Genomic DNA, 14,071 nt, shown 5'->3' on the forward strand with positions numbered 1-14,071 from the left:
CGGGGCACCGCCCTCCCTCTTACATGCATTCCGAATGTATGTAAGTCTGGGGGAATGCGAACCGTGAACCTCTCCGCAGGACCCATCGCCTACCGCGACCTCGGCGACGGGCCACCGGTCGTCTTCGTGCACGGCCTGCTCGTCAACGGCGAGATCTGGCGGCACGAGACGGGGCCGCTGGTGGACGCCGGCCACCGGTGCCTGGTGCCGACCTGGCCGCTCGGCGCCCACCCCCAGCCCATGCGCCCCGACGCCGACCTCACCCCGGGCGCGCTCGCCGGGCTCGTCGAGGAGTTCCTCGAGGCCCTCGATCTGAAGGACGTCACCCTCGTCGGCAACGACACCGGGGGAGCGCTCGTCCAGATCCTCATGACCCGGCGCCCCGAGCGGGTCGCCCGGGTCGTGCTGGCCTCCTGCGACGTGCTGGACCGCTTCCCGCCGCCCCCCTTCGGGTTCCTGGCGCCCATGTCCCGGCTGCCGGGCTCGCTGTGGGTCACCGCGCAGCTGTTCCGGATCCGCCCCCTGCTCCGCCTGCCGATCGCCCTCGGCTGGGTCGCCAAGCGCCCGATCCCGCGCGAGGTCGCCGACTCCTACCTGGCCCCGATCCAGACCAGCCGCGCCGTCCGGCGCGACCTCGGCAAGCTCCTGCGCGGCTTCGACGAGCGCCACACCCTGGACGCCTTCGAGGCGAACGGCGACTACGACCGGCCCGTGCTCCTGCTGTGGGCGAAGGAGGAGCGGCTGTTCCCGCTGCCGCTCGCCGAACGCCTCGCCGGCAGGCTGCCCGACGCGCGACTCGAGCTGGTCGAGGACTCCTACACCTTCATCTCCGAGGACCGCCCCGGGCTGCTCGCCGGCAAGGTCAGGGAGTTCGCGATAATGACGCGGTGAGACGTACCCAGGAGGACCGCACGCGCGCCACCCGCGCGGCCCTCATCGCCGCCGCCAGGAAGCTGTTCGCCGAGCACGGCTACGCGGCCGTCTCCGCCGAGCAGATCGTGGCGGCCGCGGGGGTCACCCGGGGCGCCCTCCAGCACCACTTCGGCGACAAGAAGGCCCTGTTCGCCGAGGTCCTCGACCGGATGGAGATCGAGCTCTCCGAGCGCATCTTCGTCGCCACCGACGACCCCTGGGAGCTGCTCACCGGCGGCCTCGCCCGGTTCCTCGACGCCTGCGAGGAGCCCGAGCTGGTCCAGATCGCGCTCCGCGACGCCCCGGCGGTCCTCGGCTGGCAGGCGTGGCGCGAGATCGAGGCCCGCCACAACCTCTCCCTCATCGAGGCCGGCCTCGCCCTGGCCATGGACGCCGGTGTCATCCGCCGCCAGCCCGTCCGCACCCTGGCCCACCTGATCCTCAGCTCGTGCATCGAGGCGGCGCTCCTGATCGCCGCCGGGCACCCCCGAGCCGAGACCGAGCAGACCCTCCTCGCCCTCCTCGACGGCCTGCGAGAGCCGGCCGCGCCCGCCCGCTGACCGCGACCGCCGCGCCGCGACCGCCGCGCCGCGACCCGCCGTGCTAGCCGGGGTCGCGGCCCGTCCTGGTCCCGGCCCGCCGCCATGGCCAGCGGCCTTCCAGCTCGACCTCCAGCGAGATGCTCAGGAACGTCCGGACGCTGACGATCACGGCGAGGACCGCGACGCTGCCGAGCGTCGGCGAGACGGCGACGGTGCGGATGATGTCGCCGGCGACCAGCACCTCCAGCCCCAGCAGGATCGCCCGCCCGAGATCCTGCCGGTAGAGCCGGTAGAGGCCGGGGAAGGGACCGCGGCGCCGGCCCAGCCGGTACGCGAAGGCCGCGGTGGCGGCCACCGCGCCGCAGACGATGAGCGCGACGCCGGCCAGGTCGACCGCCTGGCCGACGTTCTCGATGATCTCGTCCGAGTTCACGGCCGGATCAGCGGCCGGGCCACGTAGGGGCCCGGCGTCTCCGCTCCCGGATTCATGGCGTCCCCCGCTCGCGAGCTCGCACGGCTCGGCGTTGGACTCATACACCAACTTCGCCGGACGTAACCGCCGGCACGGCACGGGTCCGGGGTCGGGCCCGCCTGGTGGAGGTCCGAAGGGTCCTCCACCAGGCGGGCGCTGTCAGAGGATGCCGCGGGCGGAGAACGCCGACTGCGCGGCCTGGGCGGCCTGCGGCCCGTACAGGCGCTGCGCCGCCGCGACCGTGGCCTGCGCGGCCGCCTTGAACGAGGTGTCGGGCGAGAACGCGAACTGCGCCTCGACGATCAGGGTGTCGGCCTTCGCGCTGCCGAGGGCCTGCCGGATGTCCCACAGCGCCCGCGACCAGATCTCGCCGTCGGCATGGACCTCCCCGACGACGTCCTCGGGGTAGTGCTTGGTGCCGTCCAGCCTCCGCAGGCAGTGCGTGGGACCGGAGGTGTAGGCCACCGAGTCCCAGTCGGCGACGCACGCCTCGGGGGTCTTGGTGGGCGTGCCGGTCGCCCAGCTGGTGACCGCGACGGCCAGGTAGTCCCCGAACGCCTCGCCGATCGCGCCCGACTCGGCGTTGGTGCCGAACCCGGGGACCTGCCCGTCCTGCACGGAGTGGCCGTACTCGTGGATGATCACCTCGGCGTCCTCGGCGTCGTCCACGCCGCCCTTGCCGAGCGTGATGTTCGCCTTGTCGCCCTTGAAGAAGGAGTTGTCGCCGCCGTACTGGTCGATGCGCAGCTCGATCTGGCGCTGGTTGACCGGCCGCAGCGCGGACCCGAAGCCCAGGTGCTGCAGGTAGTGCTGCGCGGTCGTCACCCAGTAGTAGCCCATCACCTGCTCGAACTGGTCGACGTCGCGGTGGTAGGCGGGCAGGGCGCCGCCGGTGATCCGGGCCGCCTTGCCGGTCTCGCTCTTGACCGCCACGTACCGTCCGGTCAGCGACCCCGACCCGTCGAGGTCGGTGAGCGTGACGTTCCGGTAGGCCGGTGCCAGGGCGGCGTAGTCGGCGTCCTTGGCGTCGGTGAGCGACTCGTCACCGAGCTGCTGGACGGGGTTGGGGAAGAAGACGGTCCCCGTGGCGGTGCCGCCCGAGTCGGCGGCGGCCGAGACGGCGGAGAGCGATCCCACCAGGGGAAACGCCATGACGGCCGCCAATGCGAAACGTTGTTTCCTGCGCATGTGCGGACGCTAAGGGCCGCTCTTCCGGCGGGACAGGTCCAATTCGCGTCGGATCCCAAGTCTGTCCGTCCCTGCCCACCGGCACCGCCGAAGCCTGGCGAACTTTGTCGTAGAAAACCGGTGGAAGTCCTGGTGCGCTGGTCACGGCAACGGCGAACCGGCCCCACCCCGCAGGAGGGTTTCCGTTGGTCACCCGCAGATTGTTCCTCGCCGCGGCCGGAACGGCCGCGCTCGCCGTCCCGTTCGGACGCGGCCTGCTCGGCGGCCCCGCGTTCGCGGCCCCCTCGACGTGCGGGCTCACGCTCGCCAACCACGGCTCCGCTCCCGTGAACGCCTACATCACCGGCCGCGAGCAGGGCACCGGCCGGTTGATGCTGCTCCGCGCCGACAGCACGCCGTACTACCCTCCGTCGCCCTCGGCGCCGCAGACGCCGTTGCCCGTGGACTGCTCGATCCCGGTCGGCGCCGGCGGCGCCGCGGACCTCACCCTCGGGCAGATGTACGCCGCCCGCATCTACTTCGTGAAGAACGACAAGCTCGACTTCTACGTCAACCCCGGGCCCGCGCTCGTGGAACCGGCGTTCGCCGACCCGGCCGACTCGAATTACCTGAAGACCTGGTCGTTCTGCGAGTTCACGTTCAATCCGGCGCAGCTGTTCGCGAACATCTCCTACGTCGACCTGCTCACCGCGCTGCCGATCGGGCTCGACCTCGCGGGCGACTCCGCGCACACGGTCGCGCCCGCGCCCGCCGGAGCGGCCGACGCGGTGGCGGACGCCCTCGTCGCGCAGAAGAACGCGGACGGGCAGCCCTGGGACCGGCTCGTCATCCGCGACGGCGGCGGCGTCCTGCGGGTGATCGCACCGCAGGGCTACATGGCGAACAACCCCGGCGCGTTCTCCTCGTACTGGGACGGCTACGTCGGCCGGGTGTGGGACAAGTACGCCGGCACCGACCTCAACGTGGACCTCCAAGGCGGGCGCGGTGTCTTCACCGGGCGCGTCACCGGTGGCGTGCTCGCGTTCAACGACGGCAGCACGTTCGCACGCCCGGCGTCCAAGGACGTCTTCACCTGCAACGACGGGCCGTTCGCCAACGACCCGAGCGACTCCGACATCAAGAAGGGCCTGCTCGCGCGCATCGCCGCGGCGTTCAACCGCAGCACGATCCTGAGCAGCGCCGACCAGCCGAACGGCACCCTGGAGTCCGACTACTACAAGGACCCGACCACCGACCACTGGGCGCGGATCGTGCACGCCCACACCCCGATCGGGTACGCCTTCCCGTACGACGACGTCTGCCCCGACGGGCAGCCGGACGTGTCCGGCGCCGCCGGCGACGGCAACCCGCGACGCCTGACCGTCACCGTCGGCTAGGAGCACCGCCCGCCAGCGCGGCCCAGCCCGGAACCCAGGTCCCCGGCGCGTCATGGTCGGCCGCGGTGGCGGCGAGGTAGGCGCGGAGAGCGGCCAGCGCGGGGTGCGCGTTGTCGCGGTGCCACAGGAGCGAGTGCGGGTAGACGGGCATCGGGTCGGTCACCGGGATGCGGCGCAGTCCGTGGTCGGCGGGCCAGACGAGACGGGTCCGCCCGCCCATGAGCGTGGCCAGGGCCGGGGTGTCGGCGACGGTGTCGAGGAGCGCGTCGGAGCCGAAGTTCGGGCCGGTCGCCTCGATGGTGAGCCCGAACTCGGCGACGAGGTCCTCGTAGTAGGCGGCCCACTCGGTTCCGGGGACGATGCCGGGCATCCAGATGCGGTGCCCGGCGAGCCCGGCGAGGGGCACCGACCGGGCGGACGCCAGCGCGTGCGCCGGGCCGGTGAGGAGCTGGAGTGGCTCGTCGAGCACCCGGACGGATTCGACGTCCGGGGGAAGGGGCCGTCCGGGCATGCCGACGGCGCGGAAGGACGCGTCGATCGCGCCGGACCTGATGGCGGACAGGGCCGTCTCGATCTCGAACAGCATCACCACGTCGAGCTCGATCTCGGGGTGCGCGCGGTGGAAGGCGCGCATCAGGCCCGAGGCCGCGCCGCGCGAGGCGAGGATGTCGACGCGCAGCGGACGGCGGTCGGTGCGCACGGACGCCACGGCCCGGTCGGCGGCGCGCAGCAGCTCCCGCGCGTGGGGCAGGAACGCCTGCCCGTCGATGGTGAGCTTGGCGCCGCGCGCGGTGCGGGTGAACAACCGGACGTCGAGGGAGCGCTCCAGCGAGGCGATGCGCTTGGAGACGGCCTGCTGGGTGACCGCGAGCTCGGCGGCGGCCTCCTGGAACTGCCCCGCGTCGGCGGCGGCGACGAACGTCCGGACGGTGTCGAGATCCATCCGGACACCCTACGAGCACAACCATCGGTTGTAGGCAGGAGGGGAATCCGGCGTACCTCCGGGAACGGCAAGGCGGCTCCGGCCGCCCCTCGGAGGCGAGGATGCTAGCATCCTGTCAAGTTAGCCAGCATGGTGTGGAGGGGCGAGATGGCGAACGCCGACCTGCGGAGGGCCGTCAGAGGACGGGTCTGGGAGCCCGGGGACGACGGCTTCGACGCGGCGCGCAGGGCCTGGAACCTGACGGTCGACCAGCCGGTGGCGGCCGTGGTGGCGGCCGAGGACGCCGAGGACGTGGCCGCATTGGTCCGCCACGCGCGGCGCTCCGGCCTCGCGGTGACCGCGCAGGCCGGCGGCCACGACGCTTCGGGGGACGTGGAAGGGGTGATCCTCCTGCGCACCGGGCGCCTGGACGGCGTGCAGGTCCGGGCGGGGGAGCGGCTGGCCCGGGTGGGAGCCGGGGTGAACTGGGGGCGGGTGCTGTCGGCGGCCGGCCCCCACGGGCTGACGGGACTGGCGGGCAGCTCGCCGGCGGTGAACGTCGCCGGGTACACGCTGGGCGGGGGCCTGTCCTGGTTCGGCCGCCGGTACGGCTGGGCCTCCGACGGCGTGCGCGCGTTCGACGCCGTCGACGCGGACGGGGAGCGGACGAGGGTGACCGCCGCGTCCGACCCGGAGCTGTTCTGGGCGCTGAAGGGCGGCGGCGGTGACTTCGCGCTGGTGACGTCGCTGGAGTTCGATCTGCATCCGGCGCCGTCGGTGTACGGCGGACGGGTGATCTGGCCGGACGCGCGCGCCGCCGAGGTGTTCGAGACCTTCCAGAAGATCACCCAGGAGGCCCCGCCCGAGCTGACCGTGTGGTTCGACCGGTTCGCGTTCCCCGGCGCCCCGCCGATGGCGGCGCTGGACCTCACCTACCTCGGCGACCCGCGCGAGGGCGCGGCACTGGTGCGCGGCATCGACGGCATCGAGGGTGCGATCAGCGACGGCCGCGGGCCCGTGGCGGTGGCCGGCCTGGGCGGGATCGCCGCCGAGCCGACCGCGCCGTCCGCGTCGCTGCCCCGGGCGGAACTTCTGACCGGCCTGGACGAGGAGCTCGCCACGGAGCCGATCGACCCGCTGATCTCCCTCCAGATCCGGCACCTGTCCGGCGCGCTGGCCGGTCCGGGCACCGGCGCGAGCGGAACCCTGGACGAGCCGTACCTGCTCCAGATGGTCGGCGCCGGACCCGACCCGGACCTCGCGCGCGCCGTCCGCGCGAAGCAGGCCCGGCTCGTCGAGCGGTTCGAGGCCGTCGTCGCCGGGCGCAAGCCGTACACGCTGCTGACACCCGAGGAGACCGCGGCCGACGCCTTCACCGGACCGGTCCTCGCCCGGTTGCGCGAGTTGAAGCGCTCCCGCGACCCGCACGGCGTCCTCCGCGCCAACCACTCCGTGCTCAGGTAGGCGGTCCGGACGGCGGCGGGCCCGAGGTCACCACGGGACGTCCACCAGCACCTTGCCGACGACCGCGCCGCTCTCCAGCGCCCGGTGCGCGTCGGCGGTGCGGTCGAGCGGGAAGCGGACCAGCGGCAGGCCGTGCTCCTCACCGACCGGGAGGGCGCCGGCGCGGACGGCGGCGGCGACGTCCGCGGCGGCCGCGGCGCGCACCTCCGGGCCGGCCGTGTAGAGCACCAGGAACTGGAGGCGCGTGTTCAGCACCATGTTCCGCAGGACGTCCAGTTCGACCGGCCTGCCGCCGTCGTTGGCGTAGGTCGAGATTGTGCCGCGCGTCCGGAGCACGGCCAGGTCCAGCGCGAGGTTCGCGCCGAGCGCCACCTCGGCGACGAGGTCGACGCCGTCCGGGGCGATCTCGCGGATCGCGGCCGCCGGGTCGCCCTCGCGGTAGTTCACCACGTGGTGGGCGCCGGCGGCGGTGGCCAGCCGGGCCTTCTCCGGGCCGCTGACCGTGCCGATCACGGTGGCGCCGGCCCATCGGGCGAGCTGGATCACCGCGTGCCCGACCGCCCCGGCGCCGCCCGCGGCGAGCACCACCCGGCCGTCGAGCGCGCCGGGCCGCAGCCGGCGCGGCCCCTCCTCGGCGACGGTGAGCGCGCGGTGCGCGGTGAGCGCGGGGACGCCGAGCGAGGCGCCGGCCTCGAACCCGGCCTCGTCGGGCAGCGGCACGGCCTGCTCGGCGGGCACGACGGTGAACTCGGCGGCGGTGCCGGTGGGGCGCCCGGCGGCGGCCAGGAACAGCCAGACCCGCTGCCCGGCCCGGTCCGGATCGACGCCGGCGCCGACCGCGTCGATCACGCCGGCCCCGTCCAGGTGCGGAGTGACCTCGGGGAACCCGAGCGGACCGCCGGAGCGGGCCTGCAGGTCGGCCGGGTTGACGCCGGAGACGGCGATCCGGACGCGGACCTCGCCGGGGCCGGGCGCGGGCAGGTCGCGGTCGACGAGCCGGAGGACGTCGGGTCCGCCGTTGTCGCGGTGGACGATCGCCCTCATGCCCGCTCCCGGCCGATCGGGACGTCGTTGGAGCGGGACTCGACGGCGTCGAGGGCGGCGCGGGCGTCGTCGTCGAACGCGATCCCGCCGACCGCCATGTTGGCCTCCAGATGGGCGGCGTCGGCGGTGCCGGGGATGAGCAGGATGTTCGGGGCGTGGTGCAGCAGCCAGGCGAGGCCGACCTGGGAGGGCGTGACGCCGAGCGACTCGGCCACGGCGCGGACCGCCGGCTCCTCGGTGACCTTCGGCAGGCCGGGGAAGGCCCCGCCGAGCGGGAAGAACGGCACCCAGGCGATGCCCTCCGCGGCGCACAGCCGCAGCATGTCCTCGTCATCGCGGGAGACGAGGCTGTAGGCGTTCTGCACGCAGACGATCCCGGCGGGCAGGGCGCGGCGCAGGCCGTCCAGGGTGACGCTGCTCAGCCCGATCGCTCCGATCTTGCCTTCGTCGCGCAGGGCGGTCATCACCGCGAGCTGGTCGTCGAGGTCGACCGCCTGGTCGCCTTCGGCTCGCAGGCCGGGGCCGGTGTCGAGGCGGCGGAGGTTGACGACGGGCAGCCGGTCGAGGCCGAGGCCGAGGCCGCGCAGGTTGTCCTCGACGCTGGCCCGCAGCTGCTCCGGCCGCTGCGCGGTCCGCAGCGGCAGCCGCCCGCCGGGGTCCGGATCGGCGCCGACCTTGGTGACGACGAGGACGTCGTCATCGGGGCGCAGGGCCTCGCGGATCACCGCGTTGGCGAAGCCGAAGCCGTAGAACGTGGCGGTGTCCACGTGGTCCGCGCCCAGCTCGATCGCGCGGCGCAGGAGCGCGGCGGCCTCGCGGGGGCGGTCGTGCAGGCGGTCGAGCTGGGCCGCGCCGTACCCGATCCGGGACACGGTGCGGCCGGCGAACGCGGCGGTGAGGGCGCTGATGGGAGGTCTCCTCGGTCGGTGATCGCGCACACCGCGCCCGGCAGGACCGGCGGAGCCGCCCTGGACGGCCGTGGTGGCGCGCTGGCGGCTCCACGGTACAAGTGATGGATGACAGATTTCAATATTTGTCAGCCAGATGCCGGCGGGCGTCCGGCATGGTTTGATGGCCGTCAGTGCGAAGAGGAGGACGGGTGCGCGGAGAGCCGCTCGACGCGGAGACGATCGTGTCCGCCACCGAAGAGGTGCTGCGCCGCCACGGTCCGGAGAAGACCACGGTGCTCGACGTCGCGCGGCTGCTGGGAGTGAGCCACGGGAGCGTCTACCGGCATTTCCCGTCCAAGGCGGCCCTGCGCGAGGCCGTGATCCGGCGCTGGCTCGACAGGGTGCGCGCGGACTTCGCCGCCGCGGCCCGGACTCCCGGGTCGTCCCCGCCCGAGCGGCTGCGCGGCCTGCTCACCGCGATGTTCGCCGCGAAGTGGGCCAAGGCGAAGGAGGACCCGGAGCTGTTCGCCACGTTCCGGGTGCTGGCGGCGGAGCACAGCAGCGTCTCGTCCGGCCATGTCGCGTTCCTGATCGACCAGATCCGCGCCATCGTCGTCGACGGCATCGCCGGTGGCGACTTCGCGGACGGCGAGCCGGAGGCGGTCGCGCGGGCCGTCCTCAACGCGACCAGCCGCTTCCACGATCCGCTGCACGCCGCGGAGTGGTCCTCCCCGGAGGCCGAGGCGGAGGCCGAGGCGGTCGTCTCGCTCGTTCTCGACGGCATCCGGGCGCGGTGAGAACGTCCCGCCCGGTGTCGTCGTAGCGGCGGCCGGCGTCTCGCCGGCCGCTGGGGCCGGGGGCTAGTGCGGGGAGAACGTGCCGTAGGCGCCCTGGTGGAACAGCAGCGGCGTCTCGCCGTCGCCCTCCTGCAGGTGCAGGACGCGGCCGACGACGATGTGGTGGTCGCCGGCGTCGTGGAGCTGCTCGGTGACGCAGTCGATCCAGGCGACGGCGCCGTTGATGATCGGGTTGCCGGCGGGGGACGGCCGCCACTCGATGTCGTGGAACTTGTCCGTCTTGCGCATGGCGACGGCGCGGCAGACGTCCTCCTGGTCGGCGGACAGCACGTTGACGCAGAACCGCTCGCCCGACTCCCGCAGCGCGCGCCACGAGCTGGAGTTCTTGTCCGGCAGGAAGGCCACCAGCGGAGGGTCGAGCGAGACGGACGTGAACGAGCCGACCGTCATGCCGATGGCGGCACCGGACCGGTCGAGGGCCGTCACCACGACGACGCCGGTGGGGTAGTGGCCGAGCACGTCGCGGAAGCGGGCGGGGTCGATGACCGGAGCGCCGGTCCCGTGGGCGGTGAGGGGCATGGCGGGAACTCCTCCCTGTAGCGATCGCTACAGAGATTGCCATGCCGGACCCCGGCGTGACAACCGTGCGTCGCCGTCCGGTCGTTCCGCCGGGGCCGCGCTCAGGCCCGTCCGGCGTCCGCGACGGCCTGCTCGACGACGGCCACGATGATCGTGATGAAGTCGTCCGCGTCCGCGGACTCGTCGATCTGGTGGGCCAGGAAGAGCCCGTCGGTCGAGGCCATCACGACGCGGGCCAGGTCCATCGCGAGCTCGGGCCGGCGGGCCCGCAGCTCGGTGCTGAAATACGAGGTGAACCAGGCCGCGATGCTGCTGGCCACCGCGTCCCGGGCGGCCAGGAAGTACTGGCGGGCCTCCGCCTCGACCTCGCGGGACTCCAGCAGCAGCATGTGCCCGATGCGCAGGAAGTCCGGCGCGCCGGGCAGGCCGCGCGTCGAGCGGGACAGGATGTCGCGCAGCCCCTCCGCCAGCGTCCGCTCGTCGCGCGGATCGCGCTCCCAGCGCGGCTCGGCGGCGATCCACTGCTCGAAGCTGTGCCGGACGACCTCGGCGAGCAGGTGGTCCTTGTCCCGGAAGAACCAGTAGACGGAGCTGGCCGGCAGGCCGGACCGCTTGGTGACCTTCGAGATCGTGGTGCCCTCGTAGCCGTTCTCGGCGGCGATCTCGGCGGCCGCCGTCAGGATGCGGACGCGGGACATCTCCCGGTCGTCGCCGGGCCGGGGGGAGGGGGACGGCACGGTGCTCACGCCGCCTCGCCGAGCCAGGCGCCGGCCTGGGCGTAGACGCCGTCGGCGATCAGGTCGACCAGGCGTTCCAGGTCCCAGCCCCGGTCGGAGCGGACGCCGAGGTACAGCCCGTCCATGACGGCGAGGTGGAAGCGGGCCATCCGGTCGGCGACCTCCCGCCCGCCTTCCTGGTCGCCGGCGGCGAGCACCTGCTCCCACCAGGCCCGGATGGCGGCGCGGGTCTCGGTCCGGACCTCGATGTAGCGGCGCCGCGCGGCGGGCTCCTTCGGCCGGTTCGCCAGCCCGAGCATGAGGCCCAGCCGCCAGAACTCGGGCCGGTCGACGATGGCGCGCGAGGCGCGCTGCAGCCGGTCGCGGACCTCCTCGGCGGGGTCGCCGATCTCGACCCGCTCCTGCCAGGTCGGCGCGGTCTCCCGCCAGCGCCGGTAGCTGAACTCCAGGGTCTCGGCGAGCAGCTGGTCCTTGTTGCGGAAATGCCAGTAGACGGAGCTCGGCGGCAGCCCGGTGGCCTCCGTCACCAAGGCGATCGAGGTGCCGTCGTAGCCGCGCTCGGCGGCGATGGCGAGGGTCGCCTCGAGGATCCGCAGCCTCGACTCCTCGCCTTGCTGATGGCGCCGTGCCGTCTTCCGCATCTGCACTCTGCTCCTCTGGACCTCGGAGAACTCCGCCCCGGCGGGGGGTTGTGTCGACCATCACATCATGGGTACGGTCACACCGCGTCCCTGTAGTGATCGCTCCAGTCCGTGTAGCGGTCAATACGGATCCATTGTGGCGCGTATGGCTTCCTGGCGACGCCACCGGCGTTGGCCGGCGAAACGGAGAACACCCATGCCCACCCTTCGCAGCGATCGCCGCCGCCGGCGGCTGATCGCCCCCCTCATGGCGACGCTGGCGGCGGCCGCGAGCCTGACCGCCTGCGGCTCCGGCGACACCGGTGTCAGCGCCGCGGACGCCAGGACCCAGGCCGCCGACCTCGTCAAGGTCCTGAAGCTCCAGGACGGCGCCGCGCTCGGCGGCGACGTCACCTTCAAGCTCGGCGCCGCCCTCACGCTCTCCGGCCCGTCCGCCGGCAACGGCCAGTCGATGCGCAACGCCATCGAGCTGGCGGTGAAGCAGATCAAGGCGGCCGGCGGGCCCGCGATCCACCCGAGCGTCAAGGACATCAAGGGCCCCGACCCCGTCGCCGCCAAGCAGGCCGCGTCCGAACTCGCCTCCGAGGGCGTCCCGGCCAAGATCACCTCGATGGGCGACGGGCTCGGCGCGATGCTCGCCGACACCGACAAGAACAAGATCCTCAGCCTCGACGGCGTCGGCGGCGCCCAGGTCTTCACCCGGGGCACGAAGTACTTCTACGGCACCCGCGAGGTCGCGCCGTCCGACGCCGTCCCCGGCGCGCTGGAGTGGTTCAAGCGCACCCACCCGCAGGGCCGGACGGTCGGCCTCGCCGGCGTGGACCTCGGCGCCGCGAACGCCGCCATCAAGGCCGACATGACCGGGAAGTTCGCCGCCGCGGGCCTGACCTTCAACGGCCTGTGGGAGACCGCCGCGCCGAGCTCCCAGGACTTCGCGAGCATGATCGCCAAGATCAAGAAGAACCCGCCGGACCTGCTCTGGGTCGCCTTCAGCGGCGCCTCGCCCGGCGCGTTCGCCGCCCAGGCCAAGGCCGCCGGCATCAAGAGCGAACTCCTCGGCATCGAGTTCACGCAGGAGGCCGTCAAGGCGTCCAAGGGCGTCCTCGACTCCGACGGCCTCAAGTTCGCGATGGACTACTTCGACCCGTCCGCCCCGACGAACCCGCTGGCCAGGCTCTTCGCCGACGCCTACAAGAAGGCGTACGGGCAGCCGGCCGACTTCTACGCCGCCAACGCCTACGAGGAGACGCTGATGGTCTGGGACCTCATCCGCCGCGTGAAGGCGGCCGGCGGCGACCCCGGCGACAGCGCGCAGCTGAAGGCCGCGCTGGAGAAGGACCCGCGGTTCGCCTCGGTCTACGGCGGCGACGCCGCCACCGTCGGCACCCTGGAGATCGACCTGAAGACGCACGGCGTCGCGAGCCGCCCCATGGGCGTCTTCGAGTACAAGGACGGCAAGGTCAAGGCGCTCGCCACCTACGACGTCGACGGCCGGGGCTTCCGGCTCGCGGGCTGACCCGCTTCGCCTCCCGGGGGACGGCCCGCAGCGGCCGTCCCCCGGGTCCCTCGATCCGGGAGGATCCATGCACGACCTGCTGGACGGCGAACTCTGGCAGCTGACCGTCAACGGCCTCGTGCGGGGCGCCCTCTACGCCGCGCTCGGCGCCGGGCTGGCGCTCGTCATCGGGGTCACCAACCGCTTCCACTTCGCCTACGCGCTCACCTACACCGCCGCCCCCTACGCCGCCTACTGGGTGATGGACGGTCTCGGCGCGCCGTTCTGGCCGTCGGCGCTCGCCGGCCTCGCCGTCGCGGTCGCGGTCAGCATGCTGCTGGAACTCGGCGTCTACGAGCCCGTCGCCCGACGCGCCGCCGACCGCGCCATGCTCGCCGTGCTGGTGACCTCGATCGGCGTCAGCACAGCGGGCATCGCCCTGCTCCAGCTCAAGTTCGGCACCAGCAGCCTGCCGTTCTACGGACCGGACCAGGTGCAGCACCACCTCGGCTCGGCGCGGATCTCCAACTTCGACGTCGACCAGGCGGCCACCTGCCTCGTCCTCGTCCTCGCCCTCACCGCGTTCCTGGCGTGCACGCCGATCGGCCGCTCGATCAAGGCCGTCCGCAGCAACCCGGGCCTCGCCGCCGTGCTGGGGATCGGGGTCCGCCGCGTCAACCTCGTCTGCTTCGCCGTCGCCGGTCTCATCTCCGGCGCCTGCGCGCTCTGGTACGGCCTGCTCTACACGGTCCAGCCGACCATGGGCGACTCGACGGTCATCTACGGGTTCGTGGTGGCCTTCCTCGCGGGCACCCGCTCGTCGCCGCTGCGCGCGCTGCCCGTCGGGATCGGGCTCGGCCTGCTGGAGCAGTGGGCGTCGAACTGGCTGCCGCTGCAGTGGACGCAGACCGCCGTCTTCATCGTCCTCACTGCCTACCTCGCGTTCCTGGCGGTGAAGGACCGCCTGCCGCGCCCGCGCCCCGCCCGTCCCGTGCCGCTGGAGAAGGTCTGA

Annotated in this window: 15 protein-coding genes; 7 read left to right on the plus strand and 8 right to left on the minus strand. The window is 73.3% G+C overall.

Translation table 11 applies throughout. The features are described from left to right. The first annotated feature begins 54 nt into the window (after window positions 1-54). Both amrb99_RS10060 and amrb99_RS10065 read left to right on the plus strand, forming a co-directional pair. Window positions 55-891 (plus strand): alpha/beta hydrolase, encoded by an 837-nt coding sequence (locus amrb99_RS10060; RefSeq protein WP_190855144.1) that lies wholly within the window; start codon window positions 55-57, stop codon window positions 889-891. Next, window positions 888-1,472 (plus strand): TetR/AcrR family transcriptional regulator, encoded by a 585-nt coding sequence (locus amrb99_RS10065; protein WP_190855146.1) that lies wholly within the window; start codon window positions 888-890, stop codon window positions 1,470-1,472. Before amrb99_RS10060 ends, amrb99_RS10065 begins: the two co-directional genes overlap by 4 nt. Before the next feature lie 43 nt (window positions 1,473-1,515). Here the strand turns inward: amrb99_RS10065 and amrb99_RS10070 are convergent, their stop codons facing one another. Together amrb99_RS10070 and amrb99_RS10075 are read right to left on the minus strand one after the other, a co-directional pair. After that, a complete protein-coding gene (locus tag amrb99_RS10070; protein ID WP_190855148.1) occupies window positions 1,516-1,887 on the minus strand; it encodes a DUF1622 domain-containing protein in 372 nt (123 codons plus the stop codon). Window positions 1,888-2,085: 198 nt separating this feature from the next. Continuing rightward, on the minus strand, window positions 2,086-3,114 hold the full coding sequence (locus tag amrb99_RS10075; RefSeq protein WP_190855151.1) for a M4 family metallopeptidase: 1,029 nt from the start codon (window positions 3,112-3,114) through the stop codon (window positions 2,086-2,088). 185 nt (window positions 3,115-3,299) lie between these two features. Here amrb99_RS10075 and amrb99_RS10080 point away from each other — a divergent pair, with 185 nt between their 5' ends. Next, the gene (locus tag amrb99_RS10080; protein WP_190855153.1) at window positions 3,300-4,490 is read left to right on the plus strand and encodes a beta-1,3-glucanase family protein; all 1,191 of its coding nucleotides are present in this window, start codon (window positions 3,300-3,302) and stop codon (window positions 4,488-4,490) included. Here amrb99_RS10080 and amrb99_RS10085 read toward each other — a convergent pair. Further along, window positions 4,477-5,433: a LysR family transcriptional regulator gene (locus tag amrb99_RS10085; protein WP_190855155.1), complete on the minus strand. Its 957-nt coding sequence runs from the start codon at window positions 5,431-5,433 to the stop codon at window positions 4,477-4,479. The two genes, amrb99_RS10080 and amrb99_RS10085, sit on opposite strands and share 14 nt — an antisense overlap. Window positions 5,434-5,580: 147 nt before the next feature. On the opposite strand from amrb99_RS10085, the gene amrb99_RS10090 reads away from it, so the two are divergent. Continuing rightward, on the plus strand, window positions 5,581-6,876 hold the full coding sequence (locus amrb99_RS10090) for an FAD-binding protein (protein WP_190855159.1): 1,296 nt from the start codon (window positions 5,581-5,583) through the stop codon (window positions 6,874-6,876). A gap of 27 nt (window positions 6,877-6,903) precedes the next feature. Here amrb99_RS10090 and amrb99_RS10095 read toward each other — a convergent pair whose 3' ends face one another. Together amrb99_RS10095 and amrb99_RS10100 are read right to left on the minus strand one after the other, a co-directional pair. Continuing rightward, window positions 6,904-7,920 (minus strand): NADPH:quinone reductase, encoded by a 1,017-nt coding sequence (locus amrb99_RS10095; protein ID WP_190855163.1) that lies wholly within the window; start codon window positions 7,918-7,920, stop codon window positions 6,904-6,906. Further along, the gene (locus amrb99_RS10100; RefSeq protein WP_347256619.1) at window positions 7,917-8,858 is read right to left on the minus strand and encodes an aldo/keto reductase; all 942 of its coding nucleotides are present in this window, start codon (window positions 8,856-8,858) and stop codon (window positions 7,917-7,919) included. The genes amrb99_RS10095 and amrb99_RS10100 overlap by 4 nt, the downstream gene beginning before the upstream one ends. A gap of 161 nt (window positions 8,859-9,019) precedes the next feature. Between amrb99_RS10100 and amrb99_RS53060 the strand changes: the two genes are divergently transcribed. Next, the gene (locus tag amrb99_RS53060; protein ID WP_206699889.1) at window positions 9,020-9,607 is read left to right on the plus strand and encodes a TetR family transcriptional regulator; all 588 of its coding nucleotides are present in this window, start codon (window positions 9,020-9,022) and stop codon (window positions 9,605-9,607) included. Window positions 9,608-9,670: 63 nt separating this feature from the next. Here the strand turns inward: amrb99_RS53060 and amrb99_RS10110 are convergent, their stop codons facing one another. The 3 genes from amrb99_RS10110 to amrb99_RS10120 all read right to left on the minus strand — a co-directional run bounded on the left by amrb99_RS10110 (window position 9,671) and on the right by amrb99_RS10120 (window position 11,564). Beyond that, a complete protein-coding gene (locus amrb99_RS10110) occupies window positions 9,671-10,186 on the minus strand; it encodes a flavin reductase family protein (protein ID WP_190855166.1) in 516 nt (171 codons plus the stop codon). A 101-nt stretch (window positions 10,187-10,287) separates the two neighbouring features. Beyond that, the gene (locus amrb99_RS10115) at window positions 10,288-10,932 is read right to left on the minus strand and encodes a TetR/AcrR family transcriptional regulator (RefSeq protein WP_206699890.1); all 645 of its coding nucleotides are present in this window, start codon (window positions 10,930-10,932) and stop codon (window positions 10,288-10,290) included. Next, complete coding sequence (locus tag amrb99_RS10120; RefSeq protein WP_190855169.1) at window positions 10,929-11,564, minus strand: TetR/AcrR family transcriptional regulator; 636 nt, start codon at window positions 11,562-11,564, stop codon at window positions 10,929-10,931. The genes amrb99_RS10115 and amrb99_RS10120 overlap by 4 nt, the downstream gene beginning before the upstream one ends. 196 nt (window positions 11,565-11,760) lie before the next feature. Here amrb99_RS10120 and amrb99_RS10125 point away from each other — a divergent pair, with 196 nt between their 5' ends. Together amrb99_RS10125 and amrb99_RS10130 are read left to right on the plus strand one after the other, a co-directional pair. Then, window positions 11,761-13,080 (plus strand): ABC transporter substrate-binding protein, encoded by a 1,320-nt coding sequence (locus amrb99_RS10125; protein WP_190855172.1) that lies wholly within the window; start codon window positions 11,761-11,763, stop codon window positions 13,078-13,080. A gap of 67 nt (window positions 13,081-13,147) precedes the next feature. Further along, window positions 13,148-14,071, plus strand: coding sequence for a branched-chain amino acid ABC transporter permease (locus tag amrb99_RS10130; RefSeq protein WP_190855174.1), 924 nt, complete (start codon window positions 13,148-13,150; stop codon window positions 14,069-14,071).

This window comes from Actinomadura sp. RB99, assembly GCF_014706005.1.
Lineage (GTDB): Bacteria > Actinomycetota > Actinomycetes > Streptosporangiales > Streptosporangiaceae > Spirillospora.